The organism is Psychrobacter sp. FME5 (genome assembly GCF_014861375.1).
Lineage (GTDB): Bacteria > Pseudomonadota > Gammaproteobacteria > Pseudomonadales > Moraxellaceae > Psychrobacter.
Map to the genome: position 1 here is coordinate 1 of NZ_RRYX01000047.1, position 21,085 is coordinate 21,085.

General features: G+C 44.0%; 17 protein-coding genes. 12 read left to right on the top strand and 5 right to left on the bottom strand.

Annotation, left to right across the window (positions count from 1 at the left end):
• Nucleotides 1-165: 165 nt before the first annotated feature.
• Entirely contained in the window at nucleotides 166-1,656 is a 1,491-nt protein-coding gene (gene miaB / locus EI161_RS07890; RefSeq protein ID WP_192523041.1) for a tRNA (N6-isopentenyl adenosine(37)-C2)-methylthiotransferase MiaB, read from the bottom strand.
• A 369-nt stretch (nucleotides 1,657-2,025) separates the two neighbouring features.
• Between miaB and EI161_RS07895 the strand changes: the two genes are divergently transcribed.
• From EI161_RS07895 to EI161_RS07910, 4 genes are all read left to right on the top strand, one after another.
• Nucleotides 2,026-4,176: a lytic transglycosylase domain-containing protein gene (locus EI161_RS07895; protein ID WP_192523042.1), complete on the top strand. Its 2,151-nt coding sequence runs from the start codon at nucleotides 2,026-2,028 to the stop codon at nucleotides 4,174-4,176.
• A gap of 554 nt (nucleotides 4,177-4,730) precedes the next feature.
• Nucleotides 4,731-5,522 (top strand): hypothetical protein, encoded by a 792-nt coding sequence (locus tag EI161_RS07900; RefSeq protein ID WP_225735287.1) that lies wholly within the window; start codon nucleotides 4,731-4,733, stop codon nucleotides 5,520-5,522.
• A 395-nt stretch (nucleotides 5,523-5,917) separates the two neighbouring features.
• The gene (locus EI161_RS07905; RefSeq protein ID WP_263972251.1) at nucleotides 5,918-6,901 is read left to right on the top strand and encodes a malate dehydrogenase; all 984 of its coding nucleotides are present in this window, start codon (nucleotides 5,918-5,920) and stop codon (nucleotides 6,899-6,901) included.
• Nucleotides 6,902-7,265: 364 nt separating this feature from the next.
• Complete coding sequence (locus EI161_RS07910) at nucleotides 7,266-7,505, top strand: DUF2789 family protein (RefSeq protein ID WP_192523044.1); 240 nt, start codon at nucleotides 7,266-7,268, stop codon at nucleotides 7,503-7,505.
• 173 nt (nucleotides 7,506-7,678) lie between these two features.
• Here the strand turns inward: EI161_RS07910 and ribF are convergent, their stop codons facing one another.
• Nucleotides 7,679-8,692 carry a riboflavin biosynthesis protein RibF gene (gene ribF, locus EI161_RS07915; protein WP_225735289.1) on the bottom strand — a complete coding sequence of 338 codons (1,014 nt, stop codon included), beginning with the start codon at nucleotides 8,690-8,692 and terminating at the stop codon, nucleotides 7,679-7,681.
• Nucleotides 8,693-9,005: 313 nt separating this feature from the next.
• Here ribF and EI161_RS07920 point away from each other — a divergent pair, with 313 nt between their 5' ends.
• Nucleotides 9,006-9,659, top strand: coding sequence for a GNAT family N-acetyltransferase (locus EI161_RS07920; RefSeq protein WP_192523046.1), 654 nt, complete (start codon nucleotides 9,006-9,008; stop codon nucleotides 9,657-9,659).
• A gap of 37 nt (nucleotides 9,660-9,696) precedes the next feature.
• Here EI161_RS07920 and EI161_RS07925 read toward each other — a convergent pair whose 3' ends face one another.
• From EI161_RS07925 to ampD, 3 genes are all read right to left on the bottom strand, one after another.
• The gene (locus EI161_RS07925; RefSeq protein WP_192523047.1) at nucleotides 9,697-10,320 is read right to left on the bottom strand and encodes a DUF4878 domain-containing protein; all 624 of its coding nucleotides are present in this window, start codon (nucleotides 10,318-10,320) and stop codon (nucleotides 9,697-9,699) included.
• A 115-nt stretch (nucleotides 10,321-10,435) separates the two neighbouring features.
• Nucleotides 10,436-11,986, bottom strand: coding sequence for a murein biosynthesis integral membrane protein MurJ (murJ, locus tag EI161_RS07930; RefSeq protein WP_192523048.1), 1,551 nt, complete (start codon nucleotides 11,984-11,986; stop codon nucleotides 10,436-10,438).
• A gap of 163 nt (nucleotides 11,987-12,149) precedes the next feature.
• Nucleotides 12,150-12,740 carry a 1,6-anhydro-N-acetylmuramyl-L-alanine amidase AmpD gene (gene ampD, locus EI161_RS07935; protein WP_192523049.1) on the bottom strand — a complete coding sequence of 197 codons (591 nt, stop codon included), beginning with the start codon at nucleotides 12,738-12,740 and terminating at the stop codon, nucleotides 12,150-12,152.
• A gap of 276 nt (nucleotides 12,741-13,016) precedes the next feature.
• Between ampD and EI161_RS07940 the strand changes: the two genes are divergently transcribed.
• From EI161_RS07940 to EI161_RS07970, 7 genes are all read left to right on the top strand, one after another.
• The gene (locus EI161_RS07940; protein WP_225735288.1) at nucleotides 13,017-15,323 is read left to right on the top strand and encodes a DUF4105 domain-containing protein; all 2,307 of its coding nucleotides are present in this window, start codon (nucleotides 13,017-13,019) and stop codon (nucleotides 15,321-15,323) included.
• Between the two features lie 74 nt (nucleotides 15,324-15,397).
• Nucleotides 15,398-16,237 carry an SDR family oxidoreductase gene (locus tag EI161_RS07945; protein ID WP_192523050.1) on the top strand — a complete coding sequence of 280 codons (840 nt, stop codon included), beginning with the start codon at nucleotides 15,398-15,400 and terminating at the stop codon, nucleotides 16,235-16,237.
• Between the two features lie 178 nt (nucleotides 16,238-16,415).
• On the top strand, nucleotides 16,416-17,414 hold the full coding sequence (locus EI161_RS07950) for a hypothetical protein (protein WP_192523051.1): 999 nt from the start codon (nucleotides 16,416-16,418) through the stop codon (nucleotides 17,412-17,414).
• 61 nt (nucleotides 17,415-17,475) lie between these two features.
• Complete coding sequence (gene pyrE, locus EI161_RS07955; protein ID WP_192523052.1) at nucleotides 17,476-18,195, top strand: orotate phosphoribosyltransferase; 720 nt, start codon at nucleotides 17,476-17,478, stop codon at nucleotides 18,193-18,195.
• An 82-nt stretch (nucleotides 18,196-18,277) separates the two neighbouring features.
• Complete coding sequence (gene gshB / locus EI161_RS07960) at nucleotides 18,278-19,249, top strand: glutathione synthase (RefSeq protein ID WP_192523053.1); 972 nt, start codon at nucleotides 18,278-18,280, stop codon at nucleotides 19,247-19,249.
• Between the two features lie 323 nt (nucleotides 19,250-19,572).
• Nucleotides 19,573-20,655: an undecaprenyldiphospho-muramoylpentapeptide beta-N-acetylglucosaminyltransferase gene (gene murG, locus EI161_RS07965; RefSeq protein ID WP_192523054.1), complete on the top strand. Its 1,083-nt coding sequence runs from the start codon at nucleotides 19,573-19,575 to the stop codon at nucleotides 20,653-20,655.
• Between the two features lie 153 nt (nucleotides 20,656-20,808).
• A partial coding sequence (locus EI161_RS07970; RefSeq protein WP_192528923.1) for a helix-turn-helix domain-containing protein occupies nucleotides 20,809-21,085 on the top strand: 277 nt, incomplete at its 3' end.

Consider the following 21,085-nt stretch of genomic DNA (forward strand, 5'->3'; position numbering starts at 1 on the left):
TGTAAGGCGTTGCTTATTTTTTTCAACTATCTCCCAATTCTATACAGCCCCTAGTTAACTCGTTGTCTACCATAGCCCCAAAAATTAATATTTACTCATAAAAAAGCCGTTCGTTATTGATAGCGAACGGCTTTCTTTATTGAATTAAAGTTATTTTATAACCTGTTAAGCCAGTACTTCGATTAGCTCACCTTTGACCATATGCGGACTAACAAAATCGGTCACACGTACGCTAACGATTTTACCGAGTAACTCATCCATTTTATCAGTGTCATAAGGGAACATAACGGTGCGGGTATTATCCGCTGTACCAATTAAGCAGTCAGGGTGACGATTGGCGACTTGCTCAACCAAAACCCGAGTCGTGGTACCAACCATTTCATGGGTTTTAGCAAGGGTTGAATCAATAATAACTTTTTGAAACTCTGCCAGTCGAGCTTTTTTGGTGCTAAAGCTGACATCATCGGGCAATTCTGCGGCTGGTGTACCCGGACGTTTGGAATAAATGAAACTGTACGAGTGGTCAAAGTTTAACTCTTTTGCCAAATTCAATGTATCTTGAAAGTCTTGGTCAGTCTCGCCCGGGAAGCCAATAATAAAGTCGCTTGATAAGTAAATATCTGGGCGAATGGCTTTGAGTTTATTAATCTGATTGATATAAACATCAATGGTATGGTTGCGTTTCATCGCTGCCAATATTGCATTTGAGCCACTTTGAACCGGCAGATGCAAGTGAGATACCAACTCTGGCAATTGCGCATAAGCATCGATGATGTCATCGGTGAACTCTAACGGGTGGCTGGTGGTATAACGAATACGCTCAACGCCATCGACGTGGGAGACATAATGCAATAATTCAGCGAAACGGCAAATACTGCCGTCGTCTTTTTCACCACGATAGCCGTTGACGTTTTGCCCTAATAGATTGATTTCACGGATACCTTGCGCGGCTAGGCTATCAATTTCAGCCAATACATCGTCAAGTGGGCGGGACAGTTCTTCACCGCGGGTATAAGGCACCACACAAAATGAGCAATATTTTGAGCAGCCTTCCATGATAGACACAAAGGCTTTGTAACCTTCTACTCTTGGCTCTGGTAAAAAATCAAATTTTTCGATACTCGGGAACGAGACATCAATCGTGCCAATACGATTTTTGGGCGAGATATCACGTTGTTCATGAGATTGATCGTATAGTTCTGGCAAACGGTGCAAAGTTTGTGGACCAAAGACCATATCCACATAAGGGGCGCGTTTTTGGATATTGTCGCCTTCTTGTGAGGCCACGCAGCCACCCACACCAATAACTAAGTCAGGGCGTTTTTCTTTTAGTTTGCGCCAGCGACCCAATTCTGAAAAGACCTTTTCTTGCGCTTTTTCACGAATCGAGCAGGTATTCATTAATAGCACATCGGCTTCGTCAATATCGTGTGTCACTTCCATGCCGTGTGAGTCGCCGAGTACATCGAGCATTTTGCCAGAATCATAGACGTTCATCTGACAGCCTTGAGTGGTCACAAACACCTTTTTAGTCGCCGATTTTACAGGGGCTTGAGCGGAACTTGGCTCTTTGAGTGCAATAGCAGTAGGCGCAGTAACCGCGGTGTCAGTGACAGCAGCGTCATCGATGCGGGGATTAAATACAGTAACACTCATAAGGATAAGTCCATGATTGACTAAAAATATAGCGGGGTAGCGGATTAACAGGTGGCATATTTTATCACAACCTCACGCCAATGTGAAAAGTTAGCGTGTGCTTGGGATGTTAATTATGCTAGATTATTTATAATAGTATCAATTGCTTAACAGTTATTATTAAACCGATGTTATTAGAATCAATAGGATTTACCAATGATTGGTGCTTAATAACACCTTTGTGTTACACCCTGCTATCCAATTTATTAACGAAAAGTAAAGCTTATGGTTGAAAGTGCAACGAGTATAGTATGATAAGCGCCATAAGCTTAGCGGTACTTGGCACATCGCTGTTCACACATTCGTAAAGACATAATAAAGAGAGTCAGTATGACAAAATTGCGTGTTGCTCATAGTACCAAGGATCGAAAAGCTATTCATCAAAATGATGGCTCAAAGCGGTTTAAAGAAAATAGACTACGAATCAGTGTGCTGAGTCTAGCAACGGCGGTGGGTACGTTAGGATTGTCACAAGTTGCTTGTGCAGATCTGACGTGGGGCGATAATGAAAGCTATCAAACCGAAAGCTACGAATCGGGAAGCTATCAGCAAAATACTGGCTATCAGTCAGATAATGGTGCGAGCTCATTCACCGCGGCGGCTATCGCGGCAGATCGCGGTGATATCAATGCGCTTTATGAGTATGAGCAAGCGATGAGTGGTGGTTTGTTTGCCATGTATCCAACTTACTGGCGCATGAATCTGGATTTGAACTCGCAAAGCTCAGCGGCTGTGTCACAGTTTGTCCGTCAATATCCAGATACAGTCATGGCAGAAAAGCTGGTTGCTGATTTTGCTGAAGCCAAAGCGGGTTCGAATGATTATGCGTCAGTACGACAAGTGGCCAACTTGATTACCAATGCTGATGCCAGTGAGCGCTGTGCGGTGGCGCTTGGGTTTAATAATGGCGGTGACACCATGCGCGCCATGGCAGCAAAGTCTGATGTTTGGCTGGTGACCAAAAAGCAGCCAGCCTTGTGTGACCAATTAGCGATGGAGATGAATAATAACGCGCTGATTAGTAATCAAGATAGAGTGTCGCGACTGAAACGCATGCTGCGTAAAGGCAAGACTGGCGACATCATGGCGTTGTCCTCACGTTTGGGCGCCTCTATTCCTTATTCGTCATTGAGCGAAACTCAGCTAAATCCGTCGTCGTTTTTTAGTCGTTTTTCTCGCGAGCCTGCCACTCAAACCAATCAATATTTATATCAATATGCCATAGGGCGCTTAGCAGAGAAGTCTTATCGTGAAGCCGCTCTGCAACTAGATTTTGATATTAAGCAAGACAACCAGCGCGCCTCTAAATTGTTAAATGAAGATACCCGCCGAGCAGCCTATCGTACGCTTGGGGTGCAGCGCATGAATCATAACACCGATGATGGTTTTAATGCTGAGGCAGTTGATTGGTTCCGCAAGAGCTTGGATGATGATTTTAGCTTTGAAGAAGCAGAATATTATGCCATAGCCGCGATCCGTTTTAGCCGCTGGGATGACGTGGTTGAGGCGATCTCCCAAATGGATAGCGAGATACAAAGAGAAAATCAGTGGCAGTATTGGTTGGCACGTGCGTATGAGCAATCAAGCGATGCTAACAAACGTAATACCGCTAAAAAGATGTATAAAAACTTGGCAAAAAGTAATGAGTACTATGGTTTGATGGCAAAAGATAAGGTTGGGCAGCGTTTTGATGCCAGTCGTTTGGGTGGTAATAATTTACCAAACGTCAGTAATGCAGACCGTGCTCGCGTTATGCAAAACCCACACTTTGCCCGAGCATTTGCTTTATACAATGCCGATGCCAGTCGTGCTTATGCCAACCGTGAATGGAACTGGGCGGTGAAAAAAGCGCGTGATAATCGTGATGATAAGTTAATTGTTGCTGCTGCTCGTCAAGCTCATGATATGGGCTGGCTCGATCGTGCCATTTATGCTGTGGATAACACTGATTCGGTCAATCACTTAGCGATATCACATCCGATGCCACACCAATCGGCGGTAGTACGTCATAGTCAGTCCGCAGGTATCGATCCGGCGTGGGCTTATGGCATCATGCGCCAAGAAAGCCGTTTTGTGACTTCGGCACGCTCTAATGTTGGTGCCAGTGGCCTAATGCAAGTCATGCCGGCTACGGCAAAATATATTGCCCGAAATCTGGGTGAGACTTATAGTGCCAGCCGCGCTAATAGTGGCGATACCAATATCCGCTATGGTACCTGGTATATGGGTGATATCTTTGGCAAGCTACACAGTCAGCCGGTATTGGCAACAGCAGGCTATAATGCCGGGCCTAACAACGCCAAACGTTGGCAGCCTGTTTATGGCTCATTGGCTGCGGACCAATATGTCGAATCGTTTGCCTTTCCTGAAACGCGCAATTACGTCAAACACGTGATGGAAAACGCCACTATTTATAGCAGTCTATTAGGTCGTGGTCAGCCGATTAGTCAGCGCATGGGTGCTGTACCTGCCGCTTTTTAAGGCAATCATTTTTAAGACTAACAAACCATTAGCGAGCAATCGTTAATGGTTTGCTTTTATAAATGGGGCTCAGATATTTTTACGTCACTTCTGCAATCATTAGCCTGTGTTTACGTTTCTGCTATATATTAAAAAAAGTGTTTTGCTACCATTACCATAGGGTTTGTTTAGCTATCGGCAATTCTAAAAGAAATCGGTATGTTGGTAGCCACGTGCTACTGTTATAAAATTTTCTTGCTTGCTGTTCGCAAGCGTGACAGAGGCGACGAAAAATTTACTCCAGTAGCACTCGTATCGATTTTAAAGTGAATTAACTATATCGGCAGTCCTAATATTTGAATGTTTAACTATTTAAATGTTCAACAAACCTTAATCAATACCCATATTTTTTAGCTCTATTCTTGGTTCGATGAGTGTTTATGTTTTGTGCACCTTGAGCTAAGCGATAGCCCATGTTTTATCATTGCTAGATGCCTTTTGCCCTTATGATTAAAAAATATTTTAACCTATCCATGGTGCCGAAAACGTCATCAAAAACGAAGCATCAGCCCATTATGCAGATGCTTTCTTTATCGAATCCGATGTTGTCATCGAGCCTGATGTCAAATTTGAGCCAATCGAAAACAAAGCTAAGCGCGCAACCAAAAATAAAAGCGTTTAAGCTTTTAGATCAGTATCGTGTCAGCTTGATAGGTAAATGTTATATAAATAAGGCTAATGCTGCGACGAGTATCGGGGCTTTATTGATACTACAAGGTATGATGCTGACCCCAGCCCATGCCGCCAGTGCTGCCAAAACTGGACAGCGTGTGTTGATGATCGAGATGACGCCAGCATTATGTAGCATGCAACCGACACGTGCTCGCATGCGTCAATGTCTAGAAGGCTATTCATTGACAGTATCAGGTTTGGATATGGGCTATGGTGAGCGCTGTGGGCGAGGTAGTGAGCCACGGCTGACACCGCTACAGCTCAAAGTCGTCAACCGTATCATGCCCGACACGACAGTACGTAGCCAAGCATGGCAGCGCTATGGAGACTGTAGCCCACTCAGTGCGAGCAGTTATTTCCGTCAGATTACCAATTATGCAGGGGCACTGAAACTACCGAACGAGCTGAATACCGGTAATAGTTATACGGTTTCTAAGTCGCGATTTATCAGTCAAATGACCCAGCTTAATAGTGGCATGTCCTCAAGCAGTATTGACCTGATTTGCCAAGCAGGTAGCCGCCGTCAATCAACTTTGACCGATGTCCATGTTTGCTATGAAGGTAGCGAATTTGGTACGTGTCATAATATTGTAGATAACTGTGGTACTAAATTTATTATTTCAGGCGGCAAATAACCCTTTCTATTTTAGCTCTTTTTATCATGTTCTCTGGCTTGCTGTGCCTACGCAGACAGAGGCAGCAAAAATTATATTTGAACGAAAGCAGAGCTGTATTGTTTTAACATTGGCTCAATTATATAACTATTCAGCCTGTCATAAACGTCTCTTTATACCGCTCTAGCGCTTTACTTATAAGCCTTTTATGGGTTTAGAAACCTTGTCGTATAAAATGTAACAATATAGTCGTGATTAGCCTTCTCGCTTTCTCTAGACGGTGAATAGGCTGAGGTGCTACACTAACCTTCGGTTTATGGCTGCTGCTATGTAGCAAGCAAGTCGATATCTACAACGATAACCATCAATTACAATCATGAATTATCTAATCAATAATTAGGGAGTATTCAATGTCAATGAAACAGCCTTTACGTGTTGCCGTTACTGGTGCCGCTGGAAATATCAGCTACGCGATGCTATTTCGTATTGCCTCTGGTGAAATGCTAGGTAAAGATCAGCCAGTTATTTTGCAATTGCTTGAAATCGCCCCAGCGCTAGACGCTCTAAAGGGTGTGGTCATGGAATTAGAAGACTGCGCATTCCCTTTATTAGCTGGTATTGTGCAGACTGATGATGCGACGGTTGCATTTAAAGATGTCGACTATGCTTTGCTAGTAGGTTCACGTCCTCGTGGCCCAGGTATGGAACGTAAAGATTTGCTAGAAGCCAATGCAGCGATTTTCTCAGCACAAGGTAAAGCATTGAATGACGTTGCAAGCCGTGACGTAAAAGTCTTGGTTGTGGGTAACCCTGCGAACACCAACGCGCTTATCGCTCAGCGTAATGCACCAGATCTTGATCCGCGCAACTTCACGGCAATGACTCGTTTAGATCACAACCGCGCCATGGCGCAGTTGGCTGGCAAAACGGACAGCACTGTCAACGACGTGAAAAAAATGACCATCTGGGGCAACCATTCATCAACTCAGTATCCTGATCTGACTGCTTGCACTGTAAACGGCAAGCCAGCATTAGACTTGGTCGATCGTGACTGGTACGAAGGTACTTATATCCCAGAAGTACAACAACGCGGTGCCGCTATTATTAAAGCTCGCGGTGCATCATCTGCCGCTTCTGCTGCTAATGCTGCTATTGCACATATGCGCACGTGGGTACTTGGTAGCGATGAGAATGATTGGGTATCAATGGGTGTTTACTCAAACGGCGAGTACGGTATTACAGAAGGCTTAATCTACTCATTCCCATGCACGTGCACGAACGGCGACTGGGCTATCGTAGACGGCGTTGATGTGTCATCAGACTTCTCAAAAGAGAAAATGGCGGCAACTGAGCAAGAGCTTAGCGAAGAGCGTGATGCAGTCGCACATTTACTACCATAAGTGATTAACTTGCTAACGCTGTTATATAACAAGTAGTATAAAAAAGCCCTCCTAAAGTGTGAGGGCTTTTTTGTCTGAAAGATATATTATCTGTCATTTATCGCTGTAAGCCTAAATCATACCAAACCCAAAAAGTACGATTAGCTGTGTCAAAGCCGTTTAGTCTACAGTACGTAGCACTTGTTCTCGTTTTCCTTGCTACGCTAATTTTTGTGAATGGTATCAGTTATCACTTGAGCGTTAATACAATTGATAACGTTAGATAAACGTTGGTTAACAGCTATTAAAAAAAAGCTTGCTACAATAAAGTGGAAAGTTTAAATAATAAGCAGAATAAAATCTGCGTCATTTAAGGAGAAGTTTTATGTTGGGTGAACCTGAATACAATATGAATGAGCTGTTTGCTCAGTTAGGACTTGATAGCTCTGATGAAGCCATTGATCAATTTATTGACAAGAATAAACTGTCAAAAGAAGAAAAATTAATAGAAGCTGACGTTTGGAGCGATAACCAACGCGCTTTTTTACAGGAAGAATGGAATAAAGATGCAGCATGGGTCGAAATTATTGATGATTTAAATGTGCGTATGCATCCAGATGCATAGAGAAGAGAAAAACTAGCATATAGGCAGTTCTAAATAAAAGCGATACGTTGGTAGCACTCGTATCGGTTTGAAAGTGAATTAACTATAGAATAAAAACCCACAAACGTTATAAACGCTGTGGGTTTTTTTGTAAATCATAAATATCGACGCTCGCATGTAAGTTGATTGGCAATCTAATTAGGTTGCTGCGCTCGCCACTCAACCAATGCTTTTACGTCATTATGGATACCAGTTTTCAGCGCTTCTAAACTTTCATAATGCCGCTCACCATGTAAATAATGCAAAAAGCGTACCTGTAAAGTCAATCCATATAGATTGGCGTGCAGTTCTGGAAAATGTACTTCCAAGCGCCAATCATGCTCTTTATCCACAGAGGGTCTGATGCCCAGATTGGCCGTACCAAATAAGCTGTGCGGACGCAAACCTGCGATACCTTTATTTGCGCTATCCGTGAGAGCCGTTAAGCCGTTCGGTACCACATTGCCTTCATCATCGAGGATGACTACATCAACGGCAAAGATGCCATGTAAAGCAGGTTTTAAGCGTTTTAAGTCAATATTAGCAGTGGGAAAGTCCATGGTGCGACCAATTTTATCGCCGCCAATCACCATGCCAGTCATCGTATAATCGCGACCAAGTAACGTATTAGCGGCATCAATGTCACCGGCTAATAATAAATCACGGATACGAGTCGAGCTAATACGTGCGGCTTTATTACTATCGTCTTTGATCGTATGTAAATTGGTCACATGCAAACCATAATCTCGTAAAAACTGGCTGTCTCCAGTGCGATCATGACCAAATTTAAAATCATCACCCAATACCAACGCTTGCACATTTAAACGCTGCGCTAAGATATCTGCAAATGCTTGTGCAGACAATGAGCGAAATTCAGCATCAAAGCCTGCGACAATCAATGTCTCAACACCGTAATCTGTGAGCAAGGCTTGTTTTTCAGCAAGATTGGTTAGGCGAGCAGGCGCCGTATCTGGAGCGAAGAACTCACGTGGCTGTGGCTCAAATATCATTACCGCAGGGCTAAGCTCACGTGCTTGGGCAAGTTCGCGAACTTGAGCGAGCATCGCTTGATGACCCAAATGCACACCATCGAAGTTACCGATAGTCAGCACGCAGGGTGCTAAATCTACTGGGTTAGTATTGGCTGGCGAAGTGCTTGGAGACGCCATCAGTTGCTCAAGAAAATAGGTGTTCATAAATTTCAGCTATGATAGATAAAAAACAAAAAACACTTCTATATTTAAAATCGAGGCGTTCAAAATCAGTCATTATAAAGTAAAATAACCATACTAACATCCTATAGTCTGCTGATAATCAAACAACAACACTATCAAGTTTAAAAACCCATGACTTTATCTGGCCTGCGCGAGTTTTCTTGCTTAGCCATTTATCTGTCCATAGATTGAAGTGATGACACGTCCAAGTCATTAATAAATTAATGCTCATTTTCTATTAATAATAAATAGCCATCATGGAGATGCTATGTTTGACGCTAGCTCTAATCCTGTTTTTAATGCTGATTTTAATGCGGCTTTTAATCTTAGGCACTCTGTTTTGGCAGTAGATACGCTCAACGATGGTTTTATGGTGCAGCGTGCAAGTGTAGAGGATTTGCCAAAAATCTTGGCAATTTACAATCAAAGTATCGCCGGCAAGCAAGCAACTGCCAATCTAACGCCAGTGACTTGTGAGGAGCGCACAGATTGGTTTGAGGAGCATTTAAACAATAAGGCGCGTCCTATCTATGTGGTCAAAGCTGTTATTCATGTTACGGTCGAAGCAACTCAAAGCACGCAGTACACAGAAGCGCCAATAATAGCGTGGGGCAGTTTTAGTGATTTATATGCGCGCACGGCTTATCATATCAGTACTGAGATTAGTATATATCTGCATAGAGATTATCATGGTCGAGGGCTAGGCAGCTTACTAACACGCTGGATGATCGCTCAAGCGCCAAGTTTGGGTATTCATAATGTGGTTGCACTTATCTTTGCTCATAATCAGCCAAGCTTAGGTTTATTCCGTAAGCTTGGTTTTGAGCAGTGGGGATATATGCCAAAAGTCTGTGATATGCAGGGTTTTATCGCTGATGTGGTGATGCTTGGCAAAGCAGTGACAACAAATCAGATGATATAGCCAAACTTAGATAAAATGGATACGGTATCAGGCTCGCTTAGCCCAATATTTTCCATTCATCATTGATTTTTTGTAGCTCGTAAATCAGTGGTGCAGGTTCACTTTGTTCTTTTAGCATCAGCTCACCAGTGATAGTGGCATGGGTTTTATCGTCATTATATGTGGTATCAGTGATAGTGACACTATCAACCGTTTGTTGAAAAGCAGACTGGGTCTTAGCAAGCTCTTCTTCGAAGTTTGCCATATCTACTTTGTAGTAGGTGGCGGCTTGCTTTACATCACCGTAATACAAACTATCCAGTGCTTGTTTGACGGTATCTTCAGGCGTGTTGGTTTGGGTTTTATTGGTCACTAGGCTTTTTTGCTTGGCTGAAGAAGTAACTGGATTAATATTATCGCTATCAATATCAGTTTTGTCTTTAGCATTATTAGCTGGTTGCTCACTGTCAGCATTGCTATCTAAGGCTTCTTTTTCTTGAGCAGTTGTGCTCTCTTCTGGAGTGTCAACGACGGCTGCCGTATCGTCGCTATTACCGGCCGTATCTGTGCTCTCTGTATCCATATCATTATTGCTACAACCGCTTAAGAGTAGCCCAGCGCTTAGCACACCAGCAGTAAATATGATTGGTAAGCGTGGTAATGTTGATTGTTTGGTTGTCATATTAGCCCTCAAAATTCAGTTATGTATTAACGACCAATTATGGCAACTATCAACAGCATTAGCTGTCAATTCTCATATTAGGCTTGTTTTGGTTTGGTAAGTTAAGGCTTATTTTTTATCCATGTCTTAGTTGGTGAGGGCGGAAACCTGTCGCCAGTAACACCACCCCATAAACCAGTGCCCCAACCGCACACATAATCAGCAAAGCCGCGACACGTCGCCACTGAGCACCATCGGTTGGGAAGTAGGGCAGCATGATATAAAGTACACCAACCATAGAAGCGGTAGAAACCGCAAACTGGGCGAACAGTTTTTTCCAATGACTCCCAAAACGGAAAATCTCGCGCTTATGCAAGAAGTAATATAGCAAGCCGGCATTCACAAAAGCTGCACCTGTGGTTGCAAGCGCTAAACCACCGTGCAATGGTATTTCTAAAAAATAGAATATACCGATAAAAATGACACTAAAAACCATATTGGCGAAAACTGAAATGATACCGATTTTTACCGGTGTTCTGGTGTCTTGGCGAGCAAAAAAAGCAGGGGCAAATATTTTAATCAACATAAAGCCTAATATACCACCGGCCATACTACGCAGTGCCAGCGAGCTCATTTGCGCATCACGCAAGGTAAATTCACCACGCAAAAATAGCGCCTGCATCAGGACATCGGCAAGGATAAATAGTGCCGCTGATGCTGGAACACCCACCAAAATAATTAAGCGTGCTGCCCAATCAATGGTCTTTTTAAAGCTAACATCGTCTTTTTGGGCTTCACTTTTTGACAAGCTTGGCAGGATAACGGTACCAATTGCTACACCAATCAGTCCTAACGGCAGCTCGCTCATACGCTCTGCGGCATAGAGCCAAGAAACCGAACCACCAATCATTAAAGACGCAAAAATAGTATTTAATAATAAATTAATCTGAGTGACAGAAACACCGAAGATAGCAGGCAGCATGAGTTTTAAAATACGGCGCACGCCTTCGTGTTGAAAGTCGACCTTTGGGGCGACCAGCAGCTTTTGTTGCCATAGCTGCGGCAGTTGTATCAAAAATTGTAGTAGACCGGCGATAGCGACCGCATAGCCAAGCGCCATAATAGGCGTATCAAACATAGGCGCAAAAATCAGCGCACCACCAATCATACACAAGTTTAATAACACGGGTGCAAAGGCAGGTGCTGCAAAACGTCCGTAGCTTTGCAAGATACCGCTGGCAAAAGCGGTCATAGAAATAAATAGCAAATAGGGGAAGGTCAGGCGTAGTAATTCGGCAGTGATGGCAAATTTATCAGGTTGGTCGGCAAACCCGGGAGCAAATAAGGTTACCACCCAAGGGGCAATTAAAATAACCACCAGCGTCAACATAGATAGCACTAGCAGCAGCGCGCCTGACGTGCGACTGACTAGAATCTGTACCTGCTGTAAACTGTACTTTTCTTTGTACTCAGACAGTACGGGTACAAATGCTTGGCTAAAAGCTCCCTCTGCAAACAGCCGGCGCAAAAAGTTGGGTATTTTAAAAGCGACTAAAAAGGCATCCATCAGGCCGCCTGCACCAAACACGCCTAACAAGACGACGTCGCGTACTAGACCTAAGATACGCGATAACATGGTCATGCTGCTGACCACCATGGTTGAACGAAATAACCGACTTTTTGCCATGATAACCTATTGTGCTAATTTGTTTAGGGATGGTTGTTTACTGATGGTTGTTTGCTGATTTGCTGGTATTAAAAAACTGACAGATTATAGCACTTTCATAATTGAGATAACTAAACTAGATAAATGAATTGGTTATGCAAATGCTCTGTTGTATGAATACGACTCAGTGGCTGAGGTTGTCGGCGACCTTTTCACGCAATTTTGTCCATTCAAAATAATCACCGGGGTCAGTTTTGCGACCGGGAGCAATATCACTATGACCAGTCAAATGACGACGAGTTTTAGGGTAGGCCGTGTATATTGCAGCGATGACTTTTGCCAGCGTGTCATATTGTGCGGCGCTGAAGGACACAAAATCTGACCCTTCAAGCTCGATGCCAATGCTATAATCATTACATTCACGTCGGCCCAAATAGCTAGAGCGTCCGGCATGCCAAGCACGCTCATCAAAATTGACAAACTGTGTAATATTACCGTCACGCTCGATAAGTAAATGCGCTGACACCTCTGCGCCTTTAATCGTCTGAAAATAAGGATGGGCATCCCAGTCAAGTTGGTTGGTAAATAATGCTTTTACGTAATGCACACCGTCATTAGCACATACGCCAAACTCATTGGGCGGCAGGCTGATGTTATGAATAACAATCGTGTCAATAATAGTGTTTTCAGGTCGTTCATTATAGTTCGGTGATGCCAGCCATGTAGCCGCTGATAATCGACCGTCGTTAATAATCATTGGCGATGCTATGGACATAATACTCTCTTTTATAATGTTATTAGGGCGCGCCCTAATAAGCGGGCAATAAATGTTTTTTATCATTAATTTTATACAATCAGGTCTAAATAAAAACGATACTAGCAGAGTGCTATTTTGAATGTAGCGCTTTTAATGGACCTCTTTTATCGTAGGTTGGCTATAAATGGCAAACAGACCTACAAAAAGATGATCGTTCAGAATATACATTCTGCTAATTTAACAGACTTAATCACGCGATAAGCGTATGGTTTCCACAGTGCGAGATTTTACTTCATGTTTATAAACTCAAGCCTTATGGCAGTATATGGTCGGCCCACAAAGATAAGCAAACGCGCGCGTCTGCCATTGACGATTGCAGGGTTACTGTTGACTGCACAGGCGCAGGCATTTTTACCCACGCCAGCATCGCTAATGGCTACAGGCGACTTAGCACTAGACGCTGATGCTAAAGCTCAAATAGGCGCTAAGCAACAGAGCTCTGATACGGATTTGACTGAGCCTGTTGCGCTAAATAGTAACATCAAGTCAAATAATGCCTCAAATAAAGATGTCACTAATCGTACGCCCGCTAATCAAAATATTAATAATACCAGTAACGCCAATATTGATAATGGCAATGTTAATAATGCTAAGGCCGATCAGCTATTAACAGCATGGCGCAAGCAAGCAAAGACAGGAAACCTTGCTCAGCATGCGACATGGCGACGGATGCTCTACTTCATTGATGATAAAAAAGGCTTGTTTGGAAAAAACAAGGGGAAAAGTCTGGTTGATGACCAAGATTTCTTTTTGAGTGACAACGGTCAACAGGACTCAGCAGCAGAGCTGGATGCGCTATTAGCCGCGCTTGCACAGGAAATGACGCAAGGAGCCCCGCCAGCCGCTGACGAATCTAATAACGAAGCCAAAAGTCATGACAGTACGGCTCAGACCACCTCAAGTAGTGCCATCTCAAATAGCCCTGTTTTAAGCAGTTCTGTATTGTGCCGTTTCCCTGCGCGAGTTAAGTGGCTCACCGACAGTTTGAATGTGGATATCTCAGCGCTGAACGCCAGTTGCCCAGAGCTTGATGGTTGGATGAAAGAGTTGGCTCCCGAGCAGCTGTCAGTTATGTTCGCTCAAGAGTACTTGGACAATCCTATTTCTGCTTTTGGTCATACTTTATTACGTATCGACTCAAAAGCCAGCGCCGCAGATTTTAGCCAGATTCATCATGCTTATGCGCTTAATGATACGGTCGATGGCGACAGTGATGATAGCTTTTTAATTTATGCCATCAAGGCGACAAGCGGCGGCTACGATAATGCTATCGAAATTGACCCTTATCCCAAAAAGCTGGCCGATTATTTAAAAAAGGATGAGCGCGATACGTGGACGTATCAATTAGACCTGACCCCAGAAGAAGTACAGCAAATCATGCTACACGTTTGGGAAACCAAGGATCTGGCATTACCGTATTACTTTACAACGGACAACTGTGCGTCTGAGATTTTACGCCTTATCGACGTGGTGCGTCCAGAGCAGCATTTACTAAGTCAGCTGCCTTATGTGGTTATTCCATCGGATGTGATCAACTTGCTCAAAGATGAAAAGTTGCTGACAAGTACGCGTTATACACCTGCAGATAGTACGGTGCGGCAAGCGCAATTGAATGAGGCGCAGCAGGCAGCAAAGCTTGGTTATCAAGATTTGAGCAAACAAGACGCTCAGCAGCTTAAAGCCGCTGATAGCAATATGGCGTCTAGTATGTCAGCAGATGGTAAGTTATTACAGCCACCAGTGATTGGCGCTTCTGATAATAATCCGCTAGATCGCCACCCTTTACAGCGTGCTCATATTGGCATCGGTCAGCACGGTGATAATAACTATATTGATGTTGGATTGCGTGCAGGCTTCCATGGCACGCTAGATCGCCCATCAGGTTTTCCGCAGTTTTTTGATTTGGAAGGCATCAAGGCAACGCTGCGTTTCTATGACAAAGATGACAATAATGGCAAGCCTAATCAGCCAAGCAGTGTCGAGCTACAGAACTTTACCCTCATTCGTGGGCGCTCTTTTAATCCAGTGAACTCTGCCAAAAAAGATCAAACATGGGGAGCAAGTATTGAGGCCACCCGTATCAATGACGGCTCACAGCAGGATGGCACTGACCATCTGGTTGGCAGCACCGCATTTGAATATGGTAAGTCATGGGCATTTGGTACACCGCGTAGTGATTCATCAGGCGTAGTCAGCGGAGAGATGCCGCCGCAGCTTTGTTATACCTTTGCCACAGGTGCGGTGCAAGCAGGACGCGGTATCAACAAAGGCTTTCGTGTTGGCGCAGGCGTGAATGCGGGCTGCCTGTATCAGATTAACAATCAGTTACGCGCGCAGGCTGAATTGCAACTGCCATATTGGTATCATGGCCGCAGTGATGAGTCTAATGCTCGCGGCCATTATTGGCAGCCAATATCGACGTTAGGTCTACAATACGACATCGATAAAAAACAAGCCTTACGTATCAATGCCAGTTACGATTGGCAAGATCGTGTTGACGCCAACGAAGACATACAGTTGTCATATATGCGTTACTTTTAAAGCCAGTTTTTAAATAGTCGGCTTTAAATAATGGCTCTTAGACGATGGACAATGGGCAACAGCAAGGAGATATGATGGGTATGCAAAATTTATTAATTATTGGACAAGGCGATATTGGTTTACCAGTCGCCAATAAACTTGCGCATGATGGTTTAAGTGTCACTGGGCTGGCACGTCATGAGCGTCATCATTATCCCTTAGACGATAAGGTCAAGTTTGTGCAAGCCGATGCGTTGACCCTGACCGCTGAACAGCTGCAAGGCTTTACTCGTATAGCGATTGTTGTCACTCCCGATGAGTATTCTACCAGCGGCTATCATGATAGCTATTTGGCTATTAATCAGCATTTGGCAAAACTCGCTGACAAATTAACCTCACTTGAGCGCGTTGTTTTTATCTCATCAACGGGTGTGTATGGGCAAGATAATGGTGAATGGATTGATGAGGCCACGACGCCAGTCATTCCTGATCGCGAAGCATCGCAGGTTATATTACAGGCAGAGCAGGCATTACAACAGGGCTTTGGTGATAAAGCCGTCATCATTCGTCCTAGTGGTATTTATGGGCGTGAACGCTTAATGCGTTTGCGTAAAGCCCGTGAGCAAGATAAAGACCCTGTGGCCGCTGCTCATTGGAGCAATCGTATTATGGATCGCGATTTGGTCAATATTATTGCAAACGTTCTGACGATAGATGCACCCAAGCCAATTTATATAGCGACCGATTATTTACCGGTGACGACCTTTGAGCTAAGCGTTTGGTTGAGTGAGCAAATCAATGAGACGCCACCTACTATCGATAATAAAAAAACAGCGGTGACGGGAAAACGCTTGCACAGCAATATTCCGTTAGCTTGGCTGGACTATCCTGATTGGCAAGCAGGCTATCAAGATATTTTACAGCATCAACAGTAAGACAGCCGTTTATCCGATCAGCTTTATAGCTCCTTATCTTTTACTATGGCTATCGGGCTTAGTCTGGTTTTTTATCTTGTTTTACACATTGTTCTTCATGTTGTTTTTCATATTGTCCCTTATATTTTTCGAAGTGAGTTTCTGATTTACTCTCAACTTGCTAGCTTACGGAGTTTTCATGACCCAGCCTTCTACTTCTGATGACCGTTTATTCAGTGCTGACTTCATAGCAGCAGAGGGGCAGTTTGCAGAAGTTCATGCTGAGCAGTCAGCTGTTTTAGCAAACAGTAACCAACCGGCGATTGTGCATCCTAATTTTGATCCCAATCAATCGCCACTTGACCCTGCAAGACCATTGAGTGATATTCCTGAGCCTGCCCGCCGTTTAGACAATCAATTACGCCGACTATACGGAAGCTCTACGCGGTTTTATCAGCCTAACAAAGATAACTTGTCGAAGTGGGCTGTGATTGCGACAGAAGCTTTAGCTGAGCATCTGTCATTACTGCGAGCGGCTAAGCTGGTCGAGTTTCCTGATAGCTTTTATCACAATCATAGCGAGCAGCCATTACTATCACCATTGAGTGAGATGACGTTGCTCGATATGTCAGATATCCAGCAAGTACTGCGTGCTTATCCTAAACTGACTCGTTATGGTTTTGGCGGTATTGATAACCCAATAAAGGCTGATGGTGCTACTGATGAGCATGCTAAGAATCCACATAACTCTTTGCGTGCATTGACCAAACGTTATAATCCAGATGAGTTACTCAGTAGTCTCTACGCCGATGACTGGCAAGTGGTTTTGCAACCGCAGCAGTTCGAGACAGGTGAGGGCAGCTTGGCCACTGACATTATGGCGTGTAGCGTTGCTGTTCATGCTCTAAAGCAATGCAGTAGGCGCAAGAGTATCAACCATAGCTATAGCGCTGACCAAATTTGCCAGTATGTACGCAGCTATCTGCTCAGCCAAATCACCCTTGACCCAGCACAGCGCCATGCATACCGTCAAGTTCGAGTTTTTGCGGGGCATATTATTGTGGCTGCTTATCATTTGGGCTGGGACATACAGGTTAGTCAGGATAAACAGTGTTATTTTAATCTCTCATCGCGTTGCGGTCTATTGAGCCGCTATCCTAATATGCAAGATTATAATATCAATGGTTGGTCAAGCTGATTAATAATGCGTACAATAATGCAGTTTTTTAATCCTTCTTTTCGCTAATAGGAATGCTTCCATGCTCAATGCTCCAGTGTCTAATGCTGCATCTGCCCAGCACCCTTCTTTTGCCTCTCATCAATTTATTCAGTTGGCTTTGGACAATCAAGTACTAAAATTTGGTGAGTTTGTACTCAAGTCTGGTCGTATCAGTCCGTATTTTTTTAATGCAGGGCTGCTTGCTTCGGGTGAGATGTTATCGTTATTAGCACGTGGTTATGCGGATGCTCTCGCTGAAAAAGTGGCTGCTGTCAATAATGGCGAAGAGAAGCAGGAGTTGGTCATCTTTGGTGCCGCTTATAAAGGCATTCCTTTTGTGGCGGCAACCGCACAAGCTTTATGGCTGCATCATGGCATCAATGCCAAATGGGGCTATAACCGCAAAGAAGCCAAAACTCATGGCGAAGGCGGTAATTTGGTTGGCGCTGATGTCAATGGTAAGGCAGTTTGGGTGCTTGATGATGTCATTACCGCTGGCACGGCGATGCGTGAAGTGGTAGAGATTTTAGAGCAAGCAGGCGCAAGCGTTGCTGGCATTATCGTGGCCCTTGACCGTAAAGAAAAAGGTTTGGCTGAGCATTCTGCTATCCAAGAGCTTGCCTCAACACTAGAGGTGCCAGTACATGCATTGGTTGATATCGATGACTTAATCAGTTATTTGGCAGAAGATAGCAGCCCACACAAAGACGCTACTCAACTTGCAAAAATGCAGCATTACCGCGCGCAGTACGGCGTATAATTTATCGCATTCGCTGCCATGTAATCGTAATGCTAGCGTGTCATTTTTATATATAAATAATATTACGTAAATGAGCCTTATTATGAGTCAAGAAAAGCCAAAAAAATCTTTAAATATACTCGTCATTATGGACCCTATCGAACAGGTCAATTATAAAAAAGACACCAGTCTTGCGATGATGTGGTCGGCGCAAGATCGTGGCCATCACCTTGGCTATTGCCAGATTCATGACTTATGGTTGGATCATGGACAATTAATGGTCGATACACAGTCAGTGACGGTAAAGCGTGACCCTGAGGATTTTTATACGTTGGGCGAAAAAGCAACAGGTTCAATCAGCGATTATGATGTGGTTTTGATGCGTAAAGACCCACCGTTCGACATGCGCTTTATTTATGCAACTTATATGCTCGACCATGCCAAAGCCGCAGGTGTACTTGTGGTCAATGACCCACAAGCGATTCGTGACTGTAATGAAAAATTATTTGCCACCTGGTTTAGTGCGCATATGAGCCCAACCATTGTGACCAGTAAACAGGCACATATTCGTCAATTTATCGCTGAGCAGCAAGACGTCATCGTCAAACCTTTAGATGGTATGGGCGGTACTGGCATTTTCCGTTTAACCGCTGACAGCCCAAACATTGGCGTCACACTTGAGATTCTGACTGAACTTGAAACTTTGCCGATTATGGCGCAGCGCTATTTGCCAGAGATTAAGGAAGGCGATAAACGGGTATTGATCGTTGATGGCATCGTCGTCGATTATAGCTTGGCGCGTATTCCGGTAAAAGGTGAAACGCGTGGTAATCTTGCTGCTGGCGGTAGCGGCGTGGCCATGGCATTGACTGATATCGAACGCCAAGTAGCAGAAGTGGTCGCACCTATTGTCAAAGAAAAAGGGCTAATGTTCGTCGGTTTGGACTTAATTGGTGGGCGCATTACGGAAATTAATGTCACCAGTCCAACGTGTGTCCGTGAGATTGACGATCAGTGCGGTACCGATATCGCGACTGACCTTATCATCGCTATCGAAAATAAATTGGCGATTTGAGATACACAGCAATGATAGGGTGATTTAACACTAATCTATGGGCACAATGATGAAAAATAGTTGTGCTAAGATGTGTCGTCGATACATCGTTAAAGCCCTATTAATAACGATGCTTCGGTCATTGTTTCGTGGTATTTATCAAAACCAAGTCGCGATTGCTCACGGCTTGGATTTTTATTATTAACGATGCATAAAGTACTATATATTAATCAACGATTTACACTATACTATGCGAGTTTTTATAGGTCATTATTTGTCGATGACTGAGATAATCTTGGATAGTAAGTCCTTCATATAAATAAAGAAAAGATAGGCAAGCGTTTATGAAAACACCGCATATATTGATGATGGCAGCTGGTACTGGCGGTCATGTGTTCCCGGCGCTGGCAGTGGCTGAGGAATTAACCCAGCGCGGTGCGGTCATTCACTGGCTAGGAACACCAAATGGTATGGAAAACGGTTTGGTTGAACCGACTGGTTATAAGTTTCATGCGATTGATATGCAAGGGCTACGCGGTAAGGGTGTCGGACGTTTATTAAAATTGCCAGTGACTTTACTGTCGGCGACGATGGCTGCTGTCAAGGTCATTCGTAGTAATAATATTGATATGGTCGTTGGTTTTGGTGGTTACGTGAGTGCGCCTGGCGGTATAGCGGCACGTCTGACCAAAAAACCGCTGATTATCCATGAGCAAAACGCCATCGCTGGCATGAGTAATCGCTATTTGTCTAAAATGGCCACCAAAGTATTGCAAGCATTTGAACATACTTTTGCTGATAGTGAACAGGATGTAAAGCTCGAAACGGTGGGCAATCCTGTGCGTAATGCTATTACGGGTGTCGCCGAACCTACTGTGCGTTATGATGTTAATGACAGCTCAGCACTTAAACTGTTGGTGGTTGGTGGTTCGCTAGGTGCAGAAGTATTGAATGACACAGTACCAAAGGCACTGGCTTTGATCGACCGTCCTTTTGAAGTACGTCATCAATGTGGCCGCAATAACGAAGCAGCCACGCAAGCGGCGTATGATAGTGAAGATTTAAGCGCGCATCAATTTACTGTCCAGCCCTTTATCGATGATATGGCCGCGGCTTATAATTGGGCAGATATTATCGTTTGCCGAGCAGGTGCTTTAACGGTCACTGAAATTCAAAATGTCGGTATCGCTGCTATTTTTGTGCCGCTGCCCCACGCAGTTGATGACCATCAGACGGCTAATGCTCGCACCTTAACGTCGCATGAAGCCGCGATTTTATTACCGCAGTCTGAGCTAACACCACAGCGTTTGAGCCATGAGCTTACTGCACTTGACCGCGGTAATTGCTTAGCGATGGCAAAAAAAGCCCATGCGCTTGCCAACCGAAGTGCCAGCAAACAGGTTGCCGATATCATTTGGCAAGCGTAATAGCTTGTATTTCTGTAACCGATTATTTTTATCTTCATTTATTTTGATTCTTAGATTAACACATGAAGTGCAATACCAAATGTGAGGTGAAAAAAAGACCTAGATGCGCTAGCATCAAAGTTTTTATCCACCGACCAAAGTGAGATTGCAACCATGAACTATACACATCTAAGCCTAGGTGAACGATACCAGATTTATGCCCTTAAAGGGGCAAAACATAGTATTAAATTTATAGCGAGGGCGTTAAACAGAAGTCCCAGCACCATATCAAGAGAGCTTAGGCGTAATAAAGGCCTGCGCGGTTACCGAGCAAAGAATGCTAATAACAAGGCTTGTGACAGACGGTCAAACAATGCGCCCAGCATCATCGCTGACGTATGGGATTGGGTCACAGATAAGCTAAAAGACAGCTGGAGTCCTGAACAAATAG

Bases quoted from the DNA above. Each gene is read 5' to 3' on its own strand.
- miaB (WP_192523041.1), bottom strand. From the start codon at position 1,656: ATGAGTGTTACTGTATTTAATCCCCGCATCGATGACGCTGCTGTCACT.
- EI161_RS07895 (WP_192523042.1), top strand. From the start codon at position 2,026: ATGACAAAATTGCGTGTTGCTCATAGTACCAAGGATCGAAAAGCTATT.
- EI161_RS07900 (WP_225735287.1), top strand. From the start codon at position 4,731: ATGCAGATGCTTTCTTTATCGAATCCGATGTTGTCATCGAGCCTGATG.
- EI161_RS07905 (WP_263972251.1), top strand. From the start codon at position 5,918: ATGAAACAGCCTTTACGTGTTGCCGTTACTGGTGCCGCTGGAAATATC.
- EI161_RS07910 (WP_192523044.1), top strand. From the start codon at position 7,266: ATGTTGGGTGAACCTGAATACAATATGAATGAGCTGTTTGCTCAGTTA.
- ribF (WP_225735289.1), bottom strand. From the start codon at position 8,692: ATGGCGTCTCCAAGCACTTCGCCAGCCAATACTAACCCAGTAGATTTA.
- EI161_RS07920 (WP_192523046.1), top strand. From the start codon at position 9,006: ATGTTTGACGCTAGCTCTAATCCTGTTTTTAATGCTGATTTTAATGCG.
- EI161_RS07925 (WP_192523047.1), bottom strand. From the start codon at position 10,320: ATGACAACCAAACAATCAACATTACCACGCTTACCAATCATATTTACT.
- murJ (WP_192523048.1), bottom strand. From the start codon at position 11,986: ATGGCAAAAAGTCGGTTATTTCGTTCAACCATGGTGGTCAGCAGCATG.
- ampD (WP_192523049.1), bottom strand. From the start codon at position 12,740: ATGTCCATAGCATCGCCAATGATTATTAACGACGGTCGATTATCAGCG.
- EI161_RS07940 (WP_225735288.1), top strand. From the start codon at position 13,017: ATGTTTATAAACTCAAGCCTTATGGCAGTATATGGTCGGCCCACAAAG.
- EI161_RS07945 (WP_192523050.1), top strand. From the start codon at position 15,398: ATGGGTATGCAAAATTTATTAATTATTGGACAAGGCGATATTGGTTTA.
- EI161_RS07950 (WP_192523051.1), top strand. From the start codon at position 16,416: ATGACCCAGCCTTCTACTTCTGATGACCGTTTATTCAGTGCTGACTTC.
- pyrE (WP_192523052.1), top strand. From the start codon at position 17,476: ATGCTCAATGCTCCAGTGTCTAATGCTGCATCTGCCCAGCACCCTTCT.
- gshB (WP_192523053.1), top strand. From the start codon at position 18,278: ATGAGTCAAGAAAAGCCAAAAAAATCTTTAAATATACTCGTCATTATG.
- murG (WP_192523054.1), top strand. From the start codon at position 19,573: ATGAAAACACCGCATATATTGATGATGGCAGCTGGTACTGGCGGTCAT.